The sequence below is a fragment of the Pseudoalteromonas sp. XMcav2-N genome (assembly GCF_024124545.1).
In the GTDB taxonomy this organism is placed as follows: domain Bacteria; phylum Pseudomonadota; class Gammaproteobacteria; order Enterobacterales; family Alteromonadaceae; genus Pseudoalteromonas.
Window position 1 is genome coordinate 12,401 of record NZ_JAMXSF010000012.1, and the last position, 17,162, is coordinate 29,562.

Annotated in this window: 17 protein-coding genes and 2 tRNA genes; 10 read left to right on the forward strand and 9 right to left on the reverse strand. The window is 49.0% G+C overall.

Features of this window, described 5'->3' with window-relative positions:
- Positions 1 to 66: 66 nt before the first annotated feature.
- The 8 genes from rplJ to deoC all read right to left on the reverse strand — a co-directional run bounded on the left by rplJ (position 67) and on the right by deoC (position 4,796).
- A complete protein-coding gene (rplJ, locus tag NH568_RS15440; RefSeq protein WP_010387318.1) occupies positions 67 to 561 on the reverse strand; it encodes a 50S ribosomal protein L10 in 495 nt (164 codons plus the stop codon).
- A gap of 332 nt (positions 562 to 893) precedes the next feature.
- Positions 894 to 1,598, reverse strand: a complete 705-nt coding sequence (gene rplA, locus NH568_RS15445) for a 50S ribosomal protein L1 (RefSeq protein WP_010387319.1) — start codon at positions 1,596 to 1,598, stop codon at positions 894 to 896.
- 6 nt (positions 1,599 to 1,604) lie between these two features.
- Positions 1,605 to 2,033 carry a 50S ribosomal protein L11 gene (gene rplK / locus NH568_RS15450; protein ID WP_010387320.1) on the reverse strand — a complete coding sequence of 143 codons (429 nt, stop codon included), beginning with the start codon at positions 2,031 to 2,033 and terminating at the stop codon, positions 1,605 to 1,607.
- 177 nt (positions 2,034 to 2,210) lie between these two features.
- Positions 2,211 to 2,768 carry a transcription termination/antitermination protein NusG gene (nusG, locus tag NH568_RS15455; RefSeq protein ID WP_010387321.1) on the reverse strand — a complete coding sequence of 186 codons (558 nt, stop codon included), beginning with the start codon at positions 2,766 to 2,768 and terminating at the stop codon, positions 2,211 to 2,213.
- A gap of 37 nt (positions 2,769 to 2,805) precedes the next feature.
- Positions 2,806 to 3,183, reverse strand: a complete 378-nt coding sequence (gene secE / locus NH568_RS15460; RefSeq protein ID WP_138542972.1) for a preprotein translocase subunit SecE — start codon at positions 3,181 to 3,183, stop codon at positions 2,806 to 2,808.
- Between the two features lie 131 nt (positions 3,184 to 3,314).
- A tRNA-Trp gene (locus NH568_RS15465) sits at positions 3,315 to 3,391 on the reverse strand.
- Positions 3,392 to 3,519: 128 nt separating this feature from the next.
- Positions 3,520 to 4,020 carry a hypothetical protein gene (locus NH568_RS15470; protein WP_253048778.1) on the reverse strand — a complete coding sequence of 167 codons (501 nt, stop codon included), beginning with the start codon at positions 4,018 to 4,020 and terminating at the stop codon, positions 3,520 to 3,522.
- Between the two features lie 29 nt (positions 4,021 to 4,049).
- Positions 4,050 to 4,796 carry a deoxyribose-phosphate aldolase gene (gene deoC / locus NH568_RS15475; protein ID WP_253048642.1) on the reverse strand — a complete coding sequence of 249 codons (747 nt, stop codon included), beginning with the start codon at positions 4,794 to 4,796 and terminating at the stop codon, positions 4,050 to 4,052.
- Positions 4,797 to 5,242: 446 nt separating this feature from the next.
- Here deoC and cysG point away from each other — a divergent pair, with 446 nt between their 5' ends.
- The 9 genes from cysG (at position 5,243) to NH568_RS15520 (ending at position 13,865) form a co-directional block, all read left to right on the forward strand.
- Positions 5,243 to 6,664, forward strand: coding sequence for a siroheme synthase CysG (cysG, locus tag NH568_RS15480; RefSeq protein ID WP_253048643.1), 1,422 nt, complete (start codon positions 5,243 to 5,245; stop codon positions 6,662 to 6,664).
- Positions 6,665 to 6,708: 44 nt separating this feature from the next.
- Positions 6,709 to 7,608 (forward strand): sulfate adenylyltransferase subunit CysD, encoded by a 900-nt coding sequence (gene cysD, locus NH568_RS15485; RefSeq protein ID WP_046003841.1) that lies wholly within the window; start codon positions 6,709 to 6,711, stop codon positions 7,606 to 7,608.
- Positions 7,608 to 9,023, forward strand: coding sequence for a sulfate adenylyltransferase subunit CysN (cysN, locus tag NH568_RS15490; protein WP_046003840.1), 1,416 nt, complete (start codon positions 7,608 to 7,610; stop codon positions 9,021 to 9,023). The genes cysD and cysN overlap by 1 nt, the downstream gene beginning before the upstream one ends.
- A 32-nt stretch (positions 9,024 to 9,055) precedes the next feature.
- Positions 9,056 to 10,780, forward strand: a complete 1,725-nt coding sequence (locus NH568_RS15495) for an SLC13 family permease (RefSeq protein WP_253048780.1) — start codon at positions 9,056 to 9,058, stop codon at positions 10,778 to 10,780.
- Positions 10,781 to 10,792: 12 nt separating this feature from the next.
- Positions 10,793 to 11,392, forward strand: a complete 600-nt coding sequence (cysC, locus tag NH568_RS15500; RefSeq protein WP_253048644.1) for an adenylyl-sulfate kinase — start codon at positions 10,793 to 10,795, stop codon at positions 11,390 to 11,392.
- Between the two features lie 15 nt (positions 11,393 to 11,407).
- Entirely contained in the window at positions 11,408 to 12,175 is a 768-nt protein-coding gene (gene cysQ / locus NH568_RS15505; RefSeq protein ID WP_253048645.1) for a 3'(2'),5'-bisphosphate nucleotidase CysQ, read from the forward strand.
- 63 nt (positions 12,176 to 12,238) lie between these two features.
- Entirely contained in the window at positions 12,239 to 12,604 is a 366-nt protein-coding gene (locus tag NH568_RS15510; protein ID WP_253048646.1) for a cupin domain-containing protein, read from the forward strand.
- 453 nt (positions 12,605 to 13,057) lie between these two features.
- Positions 13,058 to 13,134: transfer RNA gene (locus NH568_RS15515), tRNA-Ile, on the forward strand.
- 155 nt (positions 13,135 to 13,289) lie between these two features.
- Positions 13,290 to 13,865 carry a hypothetical protein gene (locus NH568_RS15520; protein WP_253048647.1) on the forward strand — a complete coding sequence of 192 codons (576 nt, stop codon included), beginning with the start codon at positions 13,290 to 13,292 and terminating at the stop codon, positions 13,863 to 13,865.
- An 8-nt stretch (positions 13,866 to 13,873) separates the two neighbouring features.
- Here NH568_RS15520 and NH568_RS15525 read toward each other — a convergent pair whose 3' ends face one another.
- On the reverse strand, positions 13,874 to 14,368 hold the full coding sequence (locus tag NH568_RS15525; protein WP_253048648.1) for a YbaK/EbsC family protein: 495 nt from the start codon (positions 14,366 to 14,368) through the stop codon (positions 13,874 to 13,876).
- Positions 14,369 to 14,648: 280 nt separating this feature from the next.
- Between NH568_RS15525 and NH568_RS15530 the strand changes: the two genes are divergently transcribed.
- Positions 14,649 to 17,147, forward strand: coding sequence for an EAL domain-containing protein (locus tag NH568_RS15530; protein ID WP_253048649.1), 2,499 nt, complete (start codon positions 14,649 to 14,651; stop codon positions 17,145 to 17,147).
- The last annotated feature ends 15 nt before the right edge of the window (positions 17,148 to 17,162 follow it).

Sequence of the window (17,162 nt, forward strand, 5' to 3'; positions counted from 1 at the left end):
AGTTTCCTAATTAATCACGAACCATGGGGTTCTAAAAATTTATTTGTGAAAGTAAGAAGCGTGCTATTAAGCAGCTGCTTCAGCTTTCTGAACACGTACAGCTTCAATTGTTTTACACAATTTACCAGCTGACGCTTCTTTCATAGCGCTCATTAGGCGTGCAACAGCTTCGTCGTAAGTAGGCAGCTTAGCTAGCATGTCTACGTCAACAACATTGCCTTCAAATGCAGCCGCTTTCAGTTCGAACAACTCGTTCTTCTTCGCGAAATCAGCGAAGATACGAGCTGCAGCACCTGGATGCTCTGAAGAGAAAGCGATTAGGCTTGGGCCCACTAGCGATTCGTTAAGGCACTCATAGTCAGTACCTTCGACAGCGCGCTTAGCTAGGGTGTTACGGACAACTTTCATCCATACGCCTGCTTCACGAGCTTCTTTACGAAGTGCAGTGATCGCATCTACTGTTACACCACGAGAATCTGCAACAACTGCAGACAGAGCACCTTTGGCAGCTTCGTTGACTTCAGCAACAATTGCTTTTTTGTCTTGAAGATTTAAAGCCATGGGTGTTACTCCTGGTTATGATGGGAACGTGTCCCAGTTCTACTTTACTCATCGTCTTGCGACTGTGAGCTGCTTTTTACGGCGAGAACCAGAAGATTAGGAAAATCTAGCTGGGATTCACACCGTCTACGTAGGGAATTAAGTAACTAAGTTACACCTACGGTCTTGGACGGAAACGCAATTTATCGGATCATTGTAGACTATAAAGTCTGCAAAGTGCCGAAATTATGCGCTTCAACCCGAATTCTTTGCTTCGTTTTGAGCTCAGCTCTCAACGAAATGGCGCAAAATTATAGTCTAATTTTTACGCCATGTAAACGCTTATCTCTAAATTAAGCCACTTGCGTGTTTAGAGTAGCTTGGTCTACAGCAACACCCGCGCCCATAGTCGTTGAGATGCTTACTTTCTTCACGTAAGTACCTTTAGCTTGTGAAGGCTTAGCCTTCTTAAGCGCAACGATAAGTGCTTCCAGGTTTTCCTGAAGCTGGTTAGCGTCGAAATCAACCTTACCGATAGTGGTGTGGATGATGCCGTTTTTGTCGTTACGGTAGCGAACCTGACCCGCTTTCGCGTTTTTAACTGCTTCTGCAACGTTAGGCGTTACAGTACCAGTCTTAGGGTTAGGCATAAGGCCACGTGGACCTAGGATTTGACCTAGTTGACCAACTACGCGCATTGCATCCGGAGAAGCAACAACTACGTCGAAGTTCATTTCGCCTTTCTTAACCTGTTCAGCAAGGTCTTCCATGCCTACCAGATCAGCACCAGCTTCTTTTGCTGCGTCAGCGTTTGCACCTTGAGTGAATACTGCTACGCGTACTTCACGACCAGTACCGTGAGGTAGTACAGTTGCACCACGTACGTTTTGGTCAGATTTACGAGCATCGATACCCAGGTTTACAGCAACGTCTACGCTTTCAACGAACTTAGCAGTAGCCAGTTCTTTAAGAAGAGCAACAGCTTCGTTGATTTCGTATTCTTTAGTAACATCCACTTTTTCGCGGATAGTACGCATACGCTTAGTTAATTTAGCCATTCTCAATTACCCCTCTACGTTCAAGCCCATTGCACGTGCAGAACCTGCGATCGTGCGTACAGCTGCGTCCATATCAGCAGCAGTAAGATCCGGACGTTTAGTCTCAACGATCTCTTCAAGCTGAGCGCGAGTAACAGTACCCACTTTCTCAGTGTTAGGACGGCCAGAACCAGACTTGATACCAGCTGCTTTCTTAAGAAGGTAAGAAGCAGGCGGAGTTTTCATGTCGAAAGTGAAAGAACGGTCGTTGTAAACAGAAATGATTACAGGAACCGGTGCACCTTTCTCGATAGACTCTGTACGTGCGTTGAACGCTTTACAGAATTCCATGATGTTTACACCGTGTTGACCTAGTGCAGGACCTACTGGAGGACTAGGGTTAGCCATACCAGCAGCAACTTGTAGCTTGATTAAAGCTTCAACTTTTTTAGCCATGATAATACCTCGTTATGTGGGTCTTAGCCTTGTGCGCGCGAGGACGCGTACTCAGACGGCTTCCCAATTAAAAAATCTGTCTTTTTGTGCGTCATCGTAATGACATACAAAAAGGCCGCTGATTATAGATTAACCAGCGGCCTTTGGCAATAACTTTTGCTGTATTAAACAACAAAATTACTTATCTTGTTCAACCTGTCCAAATTCCAAGTCAACCGGCGTAGAACGACCGAAGATCAGTACCGATACTTTCAGACGACTCTTCTCGTAATCGACCTCTTCCACAACGCCATTAAAGTCAGCAAACGGACCATCGATAACGCGTACCACTTCACCTGGCTCAAATAATGTTGCCGGCTTAGGTGCTTCTGCATTTTCCTGCAGACGGTTAAGGATACGGTCAGCTTCTTTTTTGCTGATTGGTGCTGGGCGATCTGACGTGCCGCCCACAAAGCCCATCACGCGTGGTGTACTGTTAACCAGGTGCCAGGACGCATCATCCATTACCATCTCAACCAGTACATAGCCTGGGAAGAATTTACGTTCAGACTTACGCTTTTGTCCGGCACGCATTTCCACAACTTCTTCAGTTGGGACTAGTACTTCACCGAAGTAGTCTTCCAGACCTTCGATTTTAATGTGCTCAAGAATAGTTTGAGCGACGCGCTTTTCAAAACCTGAAAACGCCTGAATTACGTACCAACGTAATTTCTTTTCTTTGTTCTCATCCGACATGGGATCAGATCTCCAATCCAGTTAAAACGCTAACCTGTTACAAGGCCAAACCGGTTAAATAGCCAACTGCACGAAACAGAATGCCATCCAATCCCCACAGGATCAGTGCCATTACTACTGTTGCAGCCATTACGATAAAGGTCGTGTGTGTTGTTTCCTGACGCGTTGGCCAAACTACCTTGCGAACCTCAATTCTAGACTCTTTGGCGAAAGCGATAAAGGTGCGCCCTTTTTCTGTTGTCGCAGCAATACCCAATGCTGCACCAATCGCAACTACCACACCAATCGCGCGCGTTAGCACTGAAATATCAGCGTACATGTAGTTACCAACAACTGCGCCAGCCAATAAAACGACTGCCAACAACCACTTTACCGTGTCCATCGAGCTAGACGGGTTTTCAACATTAGTGCTCATAATTTATTTTTACCTTAAATACAGACACAACAACCCTACATAGGAGCAGGGTTAATCCATTTCAATCCAAATTTACAAATAAGCGGTGATGGTAAAACCCATTATTTTAGATTTGGACTGATTATTAAGAGTGGCAGGGGCGGCAGGACTCGAACCCGCAACCATCGGTTTTGGAGACCGCTGTTCTACCAATTGGAACTACGCCCCTGCAAAGTGGATGCCCATTATACTGACGAACAAACTGAAAACAAGAGTAAAAGATGCGCAAAGCGGTATTTGTGCTAATTTCAGCCAGGTTCTGCTTCCACCCAGCGATACAAACCAGAAATTTCCCAACTAATATAAGCGCAGTGGATCACCATAGAAGAAATCACACAGCAGCCATATTTGTTCAAAAGGATGTGTTTGGGGCACAGATAAATGTGGTAACTCTCTTTCGAAGTCGGCCCGATGCCACATTGGGCTGGCATTTCGGATCAACAGCCAGACGCGCTGAGAATGGTAGTGCTTCCCCGCTTTTTGCTTGAGTAAGCGACCCAGGCCCGTGTTCAGCCGCTGTGTGCCCGGCGCCTGCGCCATCACAGCCAGTTCACGTTGCATGGTCAGTGACAGCGGGCGACCGAGTACAGCCATCGCTTCCGTTTCGCTGGCGTAAAGGTGCGCCACTTCAATGTCGAGCTGTGACTCACCCAGATAACAGCTGACATCGGGCTTGGCAGGTTGATTATGCCAGATGTGACGCATCGGCGTGTGCATGAGCCGCTCATAGCTGCGCATAAACAGCTTGGCTGCACCATGTTCCAGCTGTTGCTTTTCTCGCTCACTATCGCGTATCACTGCCTGGTCACGCTTCACCTTATTCTCCGTTAGTCTGAGTCGTCCAGCAGGCGGTGAACATCTTGTAGCAAACTCGATGCACCAAATCGGAAATGCTCTGCTCGCACCCAGTCATCACCCATTATTTGGCGAGCGACTTGTAAGTAATCACTTGCTTGCTCAACACTTTTGACACCGCCGGCGGCTTTGAAGCCAACAGCCTTGCCCGAAACACGGATGCGCTCAAGCATGATTTTTGTTGCTTCTAACGTCGCATTCACCGGCACTTTACCGGTACTGGTTTTAATAAAATCAGCCCCAGCCAGAATAGCAACATCACTGGCCTGAACGATTTCCTGCGCATTTTCCAGCACCCCAGATTCAATGATCACTTTAAGTTTTGCCTGAGCGCCACAGAGTTGCTTGCTTGAGCGTACATACTGCCAGGGCGTATCCGGGTCGCCTGCCTGGAGCTGCTGATAAGGCATGACCAGATCAATTTCATCGGCCCCAGCCTGCAAAGCCTCTTTCGTTTGTGCCAGCACCTGTTGCAGCGACTGCTTACCGCCGGGAAAATTCGTGACAGTGGCTACCTTCACCTGTGACCAGCCTCGATGTGCCAGCTCACTTTTACATAACGCCACAAATTGCGGATACACGCACACAGCAGCGGGCAATCCCAATTCTGGTTTAATGCTGTCTAACAAACCAATGATACTGGCTTCGTTATCCTGTTCGTTTAACGACGTCAGATCCATTAATCCAAGCACCTCGCGTGCGACGGCTTGCATTTTCATATTCGTTTCCTTTTTACTGCCCCTGTCCCACGGACATGGCTGCATCATATGAGTCGGATCTCAACGTTAGCTGCTTGCCCCACTCGACCACAGGACATTTGTCCGCACCATTCTCGAACAAGCTCACTTGGCCACACCCGCTGCTTCAGTCAGCCTCCAGGGCGCTAAATTTACGTCATTGTTCAGTGCTAACAAGCACGCTTTGGGATAAATTGTCGGAATTATAACTCATAACCAATAGCTATAACTGTAATCAGACACATGTAACCACGCAAAACCCCTTGATATATATGAGGTAAGCCTGTTTCCAAGTCTTTATATAACTTTTAGTTATAAAAACTGGGTTTAAGTTATTTTTTCCCTGCCAGTACGCGGGATATTCTGCCACTCTAGAAAAAGCCAGAGTTGGCTTATATCAAGTTTTACGATGTTTAAGGGGCAACAGCGTGCAGTACTTACCTATCTTTACCAAGTTGGACAACAAACCCGTGCTGGTCGTCGGCGGCGGTGAAGTTGCACTGAGAAAGATCCGCGCGCTGCTCAAAGCCCGCGCCGACGTAACCGTCCTGGCCCCCGAATTCTGTGACGAGCTCAAACAGTTAGCCGTAGAAGGCGAGCTGCACCTGAAGACAGCTTACTTTAGTGCCGACGCCGTTGACAGCATGGCGCTGGTTATTGCTGCCACCGACAACGATGACGTCAACGCACAAGTGCGCGATGCAGCAGATGCACGCAATATTTTCGTCAATGTGGTTGATGACCAGCCAAAGTGTAGCTTTATTTTCCCGTCTATCGTTGATCGTAATCCAATCACGATTGCGATTTCCAGTGCCGGTACAGCACCTGTATTGGCGCGCCGTTTGAGAGAAAAGCTCGAAACCCTGATCCCACAACATATCGGCCCACTGGCTGAACTGGTTGGCGGATTCAGAGACAAGGTCAAAGGCCGTTTTAAGCATTTTGCGGATCGCCGCCAATTCTGGGAGCGGGTATTCGACTCACACGTCGTCAGTAAAGTACAAAGCGGGGACACACAAGGTGCACAACAGCAGCTACATGACATGCTGAACGACACCGCAGAGCCACAAGGCGAAGTCTATGTCGTAGGCGCAGGACCGGGCGATCCGGAACTACTGACGCTCAAAGCGCTGCAATTGATGCAACAAGCTGATGTTGTGGTGTATGACTACCTGGTGTCCGATGAAATTATGGAACTGGTCAGACGCGATGCCGACCTTATCTGCGTCGGAAAACGCGCCGGACACCACAGTGTCAAACAAGAAGACACCAATCAGATGTTGGTTGAGCTGGCCCAGCAAGGTAAAAAGGTATGTCGTATTAAAGGCGGCGACCCCTTTATTTATGGCCGTGGTGGCGAAGAAGTGCAGGTCCTGGCTGCGGCCAACATCCGCTACCAGATAGTCCCTGGTATTACCGCCGCCGCGGGGTGCAGTGCCTATGCAGGTATACCACTCACGCACCGTGACCACGCGCAGGCTATTCAGTTTGTGACGGGGCACTGTAAAAAAGAAGGGCAGGAACTGGACTGGCAGTCGCTGGCCAAGCCCAACCAGACTTTGGCCATTTATATGGGGGTTATTAAATCTCCGCATATACAGGCCCAACTACTGGCCCATGGCCGCAGTGAACGCACGCCAGTGGCCATCGTTGAAAATGGTACCCGCAAATCACAGCGTGTTGTTACCACTGAGCTTGGTCAGCTGGCAGCGCAAATCGAAGCCAACAATATCCAGTCCCCGGCGCTGCTGATCATTGGCGAAGTAGCCGCTTTGCATCAGGAGCTGGCCTGGTTTGGTAAAACAGAACAAATTGCAAGTTACGCTCAGCCGCTCGCTAAGATCGCCTGACACATGAACCACTTTATTTTTAGTATTTAAGTAGGACGACGACAATGGCTTTAACTCACCTTCAGCAACTTGAGGCTGAAAGTATAAAGATTATTCGCGAAGTCGCTGCTGAGTTTGAAAACCCAGTGATGCTTTACTCCATCGGTAAAGACTCATCGGTACTCCTTCACTTAGCACGTAAAGCGTTTTTTCCGGCAAAGATCCCTTTCCCTCTGCTGCATGTAGACACGGACTGGAAATTCCGCGAGATGATTGAGTTTCGTGATCGTCTGGCCAAAGAGTACAACTTTGACCTGATTGTGCATAAAAACCCGGAGGGACTGGCAATGGGCGTAGGTCCATTCACCCACGGCTCAGCCAAGCACACCGACATCATGAAGACCCAGGGCCTTAAGCAGGCATTAAACAAGTACGGCTTCGACGCCGCATTCGGTGGTGCCCGCCGTGATGAAGAGAAGTCTCGTGCCAAAGAGCGTGTGTATTCATTCCGTGATAAACACCACCGCTGGGATCCGAAAAATCAGCGTCCAGAGCTGTGGAATACCTACAATGGTCAGGTCAACCCGGGCGAAAGTATTCGTGTATTCCCGCTGTCGAACTGGACTGAGCTGGATATCTGGCAATACATCTATCAGGAAAACATTGAGATAGTACCGCTTTACCTGGCTGAAAAGCGCCCGGTCGTTGAGCGTGATGGTACGTTAATCATGGTTGACGACGAGCGTATGCCACTGGCGGAAGGGGAAGTGCCTGAGATGAAATCTGTACGTTTCCGCACGCTGGGCTGCTACCCGCTGACCGGTGCAGTTGAGTCAGAAGCAAACACCCTGACCGGGATCATCGAAGAAATGTTGTTATCGACCTCTTCCGAGCGTGAAGGCCGGGTCATCGACCATGACTCATCCGGGTCAATGGAGAAGAAAAAACGTGAGGGGTATTTCTAATGTCTACCGCAAATGAAGTAAAAGAACTGGGGATTGAAACCTACTTATCACGCCAGCAGGATAAAAGCCTGTTGCGCATGATGACCTGCGGCAGTGTAGACGATGGTAAATCCACTCTGATCGGCCGCTTGCTGCACGACAGCCACCAGATCTATGAAGATCAACTGGCAGCGTTGCATAAAGATAACGAAAAAGTCGGTAATGCTGGTGAAGAGCTGGATCTTGCCTTGCTGGTTGACGGTTTGCAGGCAGAGCGTGAACAAGGTATCACCATCGACGTCGCATACCGTTACTTCTCAACAGCCAAGCGTAAGTTCATAATCGCGGACACCCCAGGACACGAGCAGTATACTCGTAACATGGTTACCGGCGCTTCAACCAGCGATCTGGCGATTATTCTGGTAGATGCCCGCTATGGTGTGCAGATTCAAACCAAGCGCCACAGTTTTATCTGTGACTCGCTGGGTATCAAGCAATTTGTTGTGGCCATCAACAAAATGGACATCGTTGACTTTGATGAAGCCGTGTTCGAAAAAATCAAAGCCGATTATCTGAAGTTTGCTGAGCAACTGGACGTCAATGACATCAAGTTTGTGCCAATTTCAGCTCTGAAAGGTGACAATGTTGTGACTCGCTCTGAGCACACACCTTACTACACAGATCAGCCACTGATGGCGCTGCTGGAAGACTCTCCGGCTGCTGAACCAAACAGTGCATTTGAAGCCCGCTTCCCGGTGCAGTATGTCGTACGTCCTAACCTGGATTTTCGTGGCTTCCAGGGCACGTTGACGTCAGGTGCACTGAGTGTGGGTCAGGCGGTGAAGATTTTACCCTCGGGTAAAACCAGTACCATCAAAGAACTGGTCACCTTCGACGGCAACCTGGAACAAGCAGAAACCGGTCAGGCACTGACTATCACTTTGAATGACGAAGTGGATGTCAGTCGTGGTGATGTGATTGTCCCGGCAGACTCATCGACTAAGGCAACCAACCTGATCCAGGCCAAGCTGGTATGGATGCACGAAGCACCTCTGGTGCTGGGCAAAACGTACAACTTCAAGCTGGGCGCAAAGAGTACGGCAGCCATCGTGAAGCAGATTGACCACACCATTGACGTAAATACGCTGGAACATGGCGAAGCCGAAAGCCTGCAGCTGAACGAGATTGCCATTGTGACGCTGGAACTGACCGAAACCATTGCGGCCGACGTATATCGTGATAACCACGAAACCGGCGCCTTCATCCTGATTGACCGTCTGAGCAACCTGACCGTAGGTGCGGGTATGATTGATGCGATTCTGGATGAGCAAGTCAGTGAAAAGCAGCAGTTCAGCGAGTTTGAGCTGGAGCTCAATGCCCTGGTTCGCAAGCACTTCCCGCACTGGCAAGCGCTTGATTTAAGCAAGCTGAAGTAACGGCCTTTGCCTGTTAACGGGAGTTATCTATGCTGCTAGAGCAGATCATCTTAACAGGCATCATGCTCGTGCTGGTCGCGTGTCTTTTTGGCACGCGGCTTAATCCGGCCTGGTTATTTGTCGGCGCTATCAGCAGCGCCTATTTGGCCGGATTGATCGACCTTGAAACCATGCTGGTCAATTACGCAAACCCGTCGCTGATCACCCTGGTTTTACTGGTTCTGGTGTCTATCGCCATCGAAAAAACCACTCTGGTGCAATACCTTGCCCGCTCGCTGGCCAATGGTTCGCTGGCGCGCTCGGTGATGAAGCTGGGGTTATCCACGGCCTTTTTGTCGTCTTTTACCAACAATACCGCCGTGGTCGCGTCTTTGATCAGTACCATTAAGGAAAGTAAAACCCACTCGCCTTCTAAGTTATTACTGCCGCTGTCGTACACTGCGATTCTGGGCGGTACCCTGACCCTGATCGGCACCTCGACCAATTTAATAGTCAATGGCTTTGCGATTGAGGCTGGTATGGCACCGCTGGGCTTTTTTGATTTTACTCTGGTTGGTATTGGCGCACTGAGTGTGGGCCTGATCACCATTATCCTATTACTGAAGTTTTTGCCGGACCATGGCCGTAAAGAAGAGGAAGTAGTGCCTTTCTATCTGGAAGGGAAAGTCACAGCGGGCTCTAAACTGATTGGCCGTACGGTTGAAGAAAATGGCCTGCGCGATCTGCGTGATTTATTCCTGGCAGAAATCATTCGCGGCGAGCGCCGCATTTGCGCCGTGACCCCGCAACAGGAAATCCAGCAGGGTGATGTGCTGTTGTTTGTCGGCGATATCAAGTCTGTGCCCCTATTACGTCGTTTCGACGGATTACAGGTAGTGCATGATAAACACGAAAAAGACGCCGAGCATTTGGTCGAAGTCGTGATCAGTCAGTCATCCAAGTTTTTGGGCAAAACACTCAAAGAGATCCGCTTTCGCGAACAATTTCATGCCGCGGTGATTGCCATTCGCAGAGGTCACGACCGTCTGCCTGGCGGCCTGGGTCAGGTCAAGCTGCAGGCGGGAGATTCTTTGATCCTCGCCCCTGGCGGTGACTTTTACCAGCTACCCGATCTGAAACGCGAATTTGTTTATATCTCTGGCCTGGACCTGCAAACCCATTTAACGCAGCCACAGTCTAATAAGGTGATGGCCGCCTTTGTCGCCGTGCTCGGCCTGGGTATCTTCGATGTTGTGCCTTTAGTCAAAGGTCTGATGGTGTTATTGCTTGGACTAGTGCTATTTGGCTCCGTCAAAGTCAGTGAAATGAAGCGTCGTTTTCCCATAGAACTACTCGCCATTGTGGGCAGTGCCATTGGCTTAGCTAAGCTGATGATAGACACAGGGTTAGCCGGGCAGATTTCCGATGCGCTGTTTTATGTATTGGGCGACTTTGGTCCGTACGGCGCCTTTATTGCTATCTTTGTGATGACGGTGGTGTTCACTGAATTAATCACCAATAATGCGGCAGCCGCGCTGTCATTCCCTGTCGCGTATGCATTGGCCATTGGCTTTGGCGTGAATCCGCTGCCATTCGTAATGGCGGTGGCCTTTGGTGCATCGGCCAGTTTTATTTCACCTTTTGGCTATCAGACTAACCTGATGGTGTACAGTGCAGGCAATTACCGGATCAAAGACTATGTGACCGTGGGCCTGCCGCTTTCAATTATTTACTCGATCACTGTGCTGACGCTGATCCCCTTGGTTTTCCCGTTTTAGTGGATAGGAATTATGGATACGAATATTGTCTGGCATAACTATGCCGTGAATAAAACACATCGCAGCGAACAAAAGGGCCATCGTCCGGTTATTCTTTGGTTTACTGGCTATTCTGGCTCGGGCAAAAGCACCGTGGCCAATGCATTGGAAAGTGCCCTGCAACAGCTCGGCGCGCACACTTACCTGCTTGATGGCGACAATGTGCGTCATGGTCTGTGTAAAGACCTCGGATTCAGCGACGAAGATAGAGTCGAGAACATTCGTCGTGTGGGTGAACTGAGCAAACTCATGGTCGATGCTGGCCTGATAGTACTCACCGCTTTTATCTCCCCATTCCAGGCTGAGCGCGATATGGTTCGCGGCCTGGTTGAAGATGCCGAGTTTATTGAAGTTTACCTGGATACACCGCTGGCGGTGTGCGAACAACGAGACCCGAAAGGCCTGTATAAAAAGGCCCGCGCCGGCGAGATAAAACACTTTACCGGTATAGACTCAGACTATGAACCGCCTCAAAACCCGGAGATCCGCATTAATACCGGTGAAAATAGTCTGGACCAATCGGTGCACCAGCTGGTAGCGTATCTACAGCAGCGCGAGATAATTCATCTGTAGTACCAAGGAAATACCATGAACGACACCGACTTACTGGAGGAAATTGTTAATCTGGCCCGACGCGCCGGAGACAAGATCCTCACCATTTATGCCAAGGACTTTAACGTTGAATATAAAGACGATAAAAGTCCGGTTACCGACGCCGACTTAGCCGCCAATGAGGTGATCACAGCCGGTCTGCAAACGCTTACTCCGGATTTACCTATCCTCAGTGAGGAAAGCGCCGAGATCAGCTGGCAGGAGCGCCAAACCTGGCAGCGCTACTGGCTGGTTGACCCCATCGACGGAACCAAAGAGTTTATTAAGAAAAACGGTGAGTTCACGGTCAACATTGCTCTGATTGAAAATGGTGAGCCAGTGATGGGCGTGGTCCATGCGCCCGCACTGAACGTCAGTTACTTCGCCGCCAACAGCATCGGCGCTTTCAAAGAATGTGGCGAGGCCCGTATTGAGCTGAAAGTCACCCGCAAAGATAATCAAGGCACTATCCAGGTGGTGGGCTCACGCTCACACCCTTCACCTGACTTGGCTGACTATCTCAAACAATTTGATGATGTGAACATGGTGCCAAAAGGCAGTTCACTGAAACTTTGTCTGGTAGCGGAAAGTACTGCCGATGTGTATCCGCGCCTGGGCCCCACCAGTGAATGGGATACCGGTGCCGGGCATGCTGTGGCGAAAATCGCCGGTGCAACCGTCACTCAGCTGGACGGCAGCCCACTGCTGTACAACCAAAAAGAGTCTTATCTGAACCCTTACTTTGTGGTTTCACGACTCAACTGATCCTTGAGCCTTATCCGGTCGGGTAAGGCTTCTCTCTTATGTCCGTCACCATAAGGAAATGTTATGTCACATGCACCCATTAATTTTGCCGAAAAATTGACCCTGTTTTCAGAGCACTGGAGCCCAAAAGTCATAGCTGAAATGAACGACTATCAGTTCAAACTGGTAAAACTTCAGGGGGAATTTGTCTGGCACGATCACCCCGGCACCGACGAAGTATTTATCGTGCTTTCAGGAGAGATGTACATTGCCTTTCGAGACCGTACAGAATATCTGAAAGAGGGTGACATGCTGGTCGTCCCCAAAGGTGCAGAACACAAACCCTATGCAGAGCATGAGTGCCAGGTACTTATTATCGAACCCAAAGGGGTCGTCAATACCGGAGAGGCCGACAGCTCCCTCACCGCACAAAACGATGTCTGGATCTAACGCACAGATGTAAGGCGAACGAACCTAATAAAGAAACAGGCTTAGCGAATTAGTTTGGCTTTTTATTAAGCAATTGAATCAGATATGTGCGACTTTTTCCTCTTTAGCTAGTGACAAGCCTGTTAAAAATTTTTATACTGCCAGCGCTTTTTAGGTCTGTGCTAAAAGCGCGCTCAATTTATCGAGCACTACAATTTGAAAATGGCCCTATAGCTCAGTTGGGCGAAACAAGACCGAAGCACCGCTTCGCAGCTTGTTGAGGTGGAGGCAGGACGCCGACAGGACCTCGCTTCATGGATGAATTTATTGAGCACTACAATTTGGAAATGGCCCTATAGCTCAGTTGGGCGAAACAAGACCGAAGCGCCGCTTCGCAGCTTGTTGAGGTGGAGGCAGGACGCCGACAGGACCTCGCTTCATGGACGAATTTATTGAGCACTACAATTTGAAAATGGCCCTATAGCTCAGTTGGTTAGAGCACCCGACTCATAATCGGTAGGTCCCTGGTTCAAGTCCAGGTGGGGCCACCATTTTCACCTCCTTTAGTACTTTTATGTATCAATTCTCGTCATTAAACCTGATGACTTTTATTATTCTCAACTAGTCTACCTTAGAACCAAAAACCTTAGCGCCCCACTCCGGTTCCAAGTATCCTAACACTTCCGCATATCAAAGGATTTATTTCATGCCCAATCAAATGTTTACCGATGTCGAGCTTCGCATTATGTCAATTCATGTTAAATCGCAGGGCTTCGTCGACAAGTTACTCAGCGAAAGTAAGTTTGAAATTAAGGTATTTAGTGCCGTAAGTGACGGGGTAGCAGACCATGCATTTAATATGGAGCTGAACGTGATGCCGGTCAGCGAAGGCGGTACCATTAGCTTTGGCCCTGCGGGTTACACGATTTACCGTAATCGTGCCGGACAGATCCCGCGTTTTCTTGATGCCCATATTGCCGTCTTAGAAGATGACAGTGATATTCGCAGCACGGCCAAGCTGATGGCCCAGGTCCGAAAAACCGCAGCATTTGGCGAGCTCACCCGCACCGTCGTGGCTGCGGCGGCCAATCCTTTGTTTGCAGTCGGTATGAATGTGGCTGAAAGCCTGATGGATATTTCCATCGATGTGCTAAAGGACAATAAAGACGACCTGTGGCTGCGCCGTTTCTTCAGTTTTAACTACAATATTGAAGGTTATGAGGGTGTTGCAGAGTTTGAGTCTGACGAAGTGAAAATAACGCTGCAACTCTTTACCGGATAGCGCCGCAATCAGCTTTTCACGGCTATCACGACTCCCTGAGTCAGTGACACCAGCTTGGCTGCTGGCAGCGAGAATACCGCATTGGGTGTACCTGCCGCAGCCCACAGCGTCTCATATTGCAGTAAATCCTCATCAATATAAGTGACAGGCTGGGTAAGGTGTCCGATAGGAGGTATGCCACCAATGGCAAATCCGGTGACCTCCCGGGTAAACTCTGCGTCGGCTTTTACCAGCTTCTCTCCCAGATGTTTGGCCACGACTTTTTCTTTTACTCGATTGCTGCCACTGACCAATAACAACACCGGCTTACCGCTTTCTTTGCCTTTAAATATCAGTGATTTTACAATTTGTCCGAGTTCACACCCTAAGGTGTGCGCAGAGTCTTCTGCAGTGCGGGTGCTGCCGGGTAACTCGACAACAGTAAACGCCCCGCCTGCCGCCGTAATGGCATCCTGAACCCGTTGAGCACTTCTGCTTAGTTTATCCGCTTCATGTCTGCTCATAGCCGCTCCTTGTTTTGACTTTGTTAGCTTCTTACCTACCCTAGCCAAAAATCGCAGCCAGGCCAAATACATTCCGTAATTAGTTATTGATTGTTTTTCACCTGACTGGTGTAACTTCTTTTTCCTATAATCCAAGATCACAACGAGTAATCAGTACTTTTCAACTACACTTACCTGTAGAAAGCTTCTAAAACGGGGTCCGAGTCTTGACAAGGGACAGCCCAGAGTCTCGACTGCTCAGTCACAGGGCCAGGTGATAACACGAAAGAGAGATAGCCGCGTGACCAAACTGTACTCCATTGACCTCAAGCTATGGCTTACACTCAGTGCTTTTTTATTTGCCGCCCTGTTGGCGGTAGGCTTAGTGCAGGTCCATCATGATACCCAGCAAGAAAGTCTGCTGGCGATCACAGAGGCAAGGTTAAAACGCGATCTCTCCGCGCTAAACCTAACGATGCAACATCAACTCTCCGGGTACGATCAAAATGAAATACGTAACACCTTGGTTGCGTATCAGCAGGGCCAGCAATATGTCAACCTGGCATTGGTCGATGCAAAAGGCATGGTGCTATTTAGCAGTACAACCAGCCATGAAGGTCGGCACCACAACGATACCCCATTAGAACTTAAACCAGAGGCCATCAGTCAACGGCTCAGTCCGCCATACATTATGGTTGAATACATTAAACATAAGCACCTGTATCAGGCCTATAGTACGTATGAACAACAAGGCGCATTGGCGGCTAATACCCCCCTTCCAGCACTCATTTATGCCGAATACTCCATTGCTGACCAGGCACAACAACTACTTGAATATACGCGAATGAAAACCCTGTCTATTCTGGCGATTGCGGCACTGCTCACTGCTTTGGTGCTGTATTTCACTCGGCTCTTCATTCATCGCCCGGTATCACAGCTAGTTGCGCTCAGTGAGCGACTGAGTAGTTTTGACTTCAGCGACACACTCGAGACACATGGCGCTGGCGAGTTTAAGCATCTGGCGGACAACCTCAACCACATGGCAAACAGTCTGCAAGTCGGCTGGCAGAAAACGCAACAAGCTGAGGCTGATGCCAGCCGCAAAACAGCGATCCTGGAGGGCATTTTCTCAGCCCTGCCTGACTTGTTTTTTATCATTGATAAACAGGGCACTATTTTAGAGTATCACAGCGGACAGACAGACGACTTATACGTACCTGAAGCCCAATTTTTGGGACGTAAAATTGAGGAATTTCTACCTGCCCAAACCTCGCGCCACTTTACTCGCGCAATTCAAAGTATTGAACAGCCTGGCCAGTTAACGCAACTTGAATATTCGCTGCCCTTTGAGGACGGTAACCGTCACTTTGAAGCTCGCCTCAGTGCACTACCAGAGAGCGAGTCTTTGGTTATTGCAGTGCGCAACATCACAGACAAAAAACGCCAGGAAGAAATCATCCTGCACCACGCTTTTTACGATACCCTGACTGACTTGCCTAATCGCTTTTTGGTGCTTGATCGCCTGCAGCAACTGATCCATGACGCCAAACGAGACAAGTCACTGGTTGGTGTTGGTTTTATCGATCTGGATGACTTTAAAAAAGTGAATGACTCCATGGGACATGAAGTCGGTGACAAAGTCTTGATCCATTCGGCAAAGCGACTGCAGTCGGCTTTGCGAGAAAAAGACACCGTGGCGCGCCTCGGTGGCGATGAGTTCATCATCTTGCTGGGCGACTTGAAAAGCAACGCCGATATTCATCCCATCGCCAGTAAACTGGTTAAACTCTTTCACGCACCGTTTGATATCGACGGCCGTGCCTTCAATATTTCTCTGAGTCTGGGCATAGCCCTTTTTCCTCAGGATGCCGATACGCCCAACGATTTGCTGAGAAAGGCCGACTCTGCGATGTACAATGCTAAGCAACAGGGCCGCAATACCTATTGTTTATTCACTGAAAGCATGAGCAATACGCTGCAACGACGCCTGATGCTGGAAGAAAGCATGCAAGGTGCACTTGAGCGTGGAGAATTCGAGGTCTATTATCAGCCACAGCTGGATCTCCAGGCGCGCAAAGTCGTTGGGGCTGAAGCGCTGCTTCGCTGGCACAGTGATAAGCTCGGCCCTATCTCTCCGGCTGAATTTATCCCCCTGGCGGAACAAAATGGGTTTATTATCGACTTGGGTAAGTTTGTTCTTAATTCAGCAGCCAAAGCCTTACAGCGAATACATACGCAATTTAATGCGTCATTGCGACTCGCGGTTAATCTGTCACCCCGCCAGTTTAATGACCCTGAACTACTCAGCCATGTTGAGCACTTAATAGAACGTTGTGCTTTACAACCTGGTACGCTTGAATTGGAGATCACAGAAGGTCTGCTATTAAACGGTGACAGCACGATCAGAGCCACACTGGATAAACTTCAGCAAATGGGGATTTTGATCTCAATGGATGACTTCGGCACAGGCTACTCATCGTTGAACTATTTGCGTCAGTATCCGTTTGATGTGTTAAAAATTGACCAAAGCTTCATTGCCGACATGCACACGGGGAATGAATCGGCCTATCTGGTAAAAAATATCATCACTATGGCACATGGCATGGGCCTTAAAGTGATTGCCGAAGGGATTGAAGACCATGAACAGCTCACTCGACTGGTGGAGTTTAAGTGTAACATAGGTCAGGGCTACCTGATTGGACAGCCAATGCCTGAAGCCGCATTCCAGAACTGGCTTGAACACAACTTTACTCGACCGGAGAATATAATGAATAAATCCCTGTCGATACAAGACTATTAAAAAGAATATGTTAGT

Coding starts and splice junctions, on each gene's coding strand:
- rplJ (WP_010387318.1), bottom strand. CDS start 561: ATGGCTTTAAATCTTCAAGACAAAAAAGCAATTGTTGCTGAAGTCAAC.
- rplA (WP_010387319.1), bottom strand. CDS start 1,598: ATGGCTAAATTAACTAAGCGTATGCGTACTATCCGCGAAAAAGTGGAT.
- rplK (WP_010387320.1), bottom strand. CDS start 2,033: ATGGCTAAAAAAGTTGAAGCTTTAATCAAGCTACAAGTTGCTGCTGGT.
- nusG (WP_010387321.1), bottom strand. CDS start 2,768: ATGTCGGATGAGAACAAAGAAAAGAAATTACGTTGGTACGTAATTCAG.
- secE (WP_138542972.1), bottom strand. CDS start 3,183: ATGAGCACTAATGTTGAAAACCCGTCTAGCTCGATGGACACGGTAAAG.
- deoC (WP_253048642.1), bottom strand. CDS start 4,796: ATGAAAATGCAAGCCGTCGCACGCGAGGTGCTTGGATTAATGGATCTG.
- cysD (WP_046003841.1), top strand. CDS start 6,709: ATGGCTTTAACTCACCTTCAGCAACTTGAGGCTGAAAGTATAAAGATT.
- cysN (WP_046003840.1), top strand. CDS start 7,608: ATGTCTACCGCAAATGAAGTAAAAGAACTGGGGATTGAAACCTACTTA.
- cysC (WP_253048644.1), top strand. CDS start 10,793: ATGGATACGAATATTGTCTGGCATAACTATGCCGTGAATAAAACACAT.
- cysQ (WP_253048645.1), top strand. CDS start 11,408: ATGAACGACACCGACTTACTGGAGGAAATTGTTAATCTGGCCCGACGC.
- NH568_RS15510 (WP_253048646.1), top strand. CDS start 12,239: ATGTCACATGCACCCATTAATTTTGCCGAAAAATTGACCCTGTTTTCA.
- NH568_RS15520 (WP_253048647.1), top strand. CDS start 13,290: ATGCCCAATCAAATGTTTACCGATGTCGAGCTTCGCATTATGTCAATT.
- NH568_RS15525 (WP_253048648.1), bottom strand. CDS start 14,368: ATGAGCAGACATGAAGCGGATAAACTAAGCAGAAGTGCTCAACGGGTT.